The organism is Variovorax sp. 01T439_2 (genome assembly GCF_056398445.1).
Genome location: NZ_JBFTPJ010001293.1, coordinates 1 through 1,191 on the forward strand (window position 1 = coordinate 1; position 1,191 = coordinate 1,191).

Consider the following 1,191-nt stretch of genomic DNA (forward strand, 5'->3'; position numbering starts at 1 on the left):
GGCCAGGGCCGCAATGCCAATGGCGGCGGCCAGGGACAGGGCCAGGGCCCGCGCGGCCAGGGCGCCCGCCCGGCACAAGGCCGCGGACCGCAAGGCCCGGCACGCGCGCCGCACCATGCGCCGCAGAACCATCTGCCGCATGACGAGCGCCAACCGCGCCATCACGGCAACAGCCACAGCCCGACGCAGGCCAACCAGGTCGCGCACCTGCGCGCCGAAGCGGTCGCCGGCGGCGACGGCCAGCCGGATCCGCTGCGCACCAGCGTCGACCACATGGGTGGCGGCCGCGGTCGCGGCCGTCCAGGCGGCGGCGGTGGCGGCTACGGCGGCAACCGTTCGGGCGGCGGTGGCCGTTCGGGTGGTGGCGGCGGCTACGGCGGCGGTGGCGGCGGCAACCGCTCAGGCGGCGGCGGCCGTTCGTTCGGTCGCTGACCGGTGCAGCGGGTAGATGGAACATCTGCCCGGCAACAAAGACAAAGGGCACTTCGGTGCCCTTTGTTTTTTGCGTTGCCGGTATGGCCTCTCCCGCGCGCCGGCCGCAGCGGACACAATCCCTTGCCATGCAAGACATCCCGCCCAACTACGCCACGCTCTTCGTCGCCACCTGCAACCTGCTGAATCTCGCGAACCCGCACCGGGTGTACTACGAGAACCAGGACGCCTACGACGAGCGCGAATACGAACGCAAGATCGCCTGGACCGGCGAGCGCTTCCGCGCGCTCAATGCCGACGTGCTCGCGGTGCAGGAGGTCTGGGACGAGAGCGCGCTGAAGGCCGCCATTGCGCGCAGCGGCCTGCGCTACGACTTCGTCTCGGTCCCGGGCGCGGAGAACACGGCGCCGCCCGCGAGCCCGCCGGGCACGCCTGCACGGCCGGGCGCGCAGGGCACGCCTCGGGTCGGCATTGCCACGCGGCTGCAGGTGGACGAGGTCCGCTCCTTCGTCGACTTTCCGCCCGGCTTCGGGGTCGAGGTGCCGGGCCTGGGCCCGCACACGCGCTTCGAGCGCCCGCCCCTTCTGGCCACGCTGCGCATGAAGCACGGGCAGCAGGTGCACGTGCTCACGGTGCACCTCAAATCGAAGCGGCCGAAGTTCCTGCAGGACGCGCAGGGCCATGCCCTGGAAGACCGGGAGGACCGCAAGGTCGGCGTGATGGCTTCGCTGCGCTCGCTGGTCATGCGCGGCGTGGAGG

1 protein-coding gene and 1 pseudogene are annotated in these 1,191 nt (G+C 72.2%); both read left to right on the forward strand.

Annotation, left to right across the window (positions count from 1 at the left end):
* Positions 1–432, forward strand: a pseudogene (locus AC1DOC_RS34400) (DEAD/DEAH box helicase); the annotation flags it as partial.
* Between the two features lie 128 nt (positions 433–560).
* The coding region (locus tag AC1DOC_RS34405; RefSeq protein WP_478131673.1) for an endonuclease/exonuclease/phosphatase family protein at positions 561–1,191 on the forward strand (631 nt) is incomplete at its 3' end.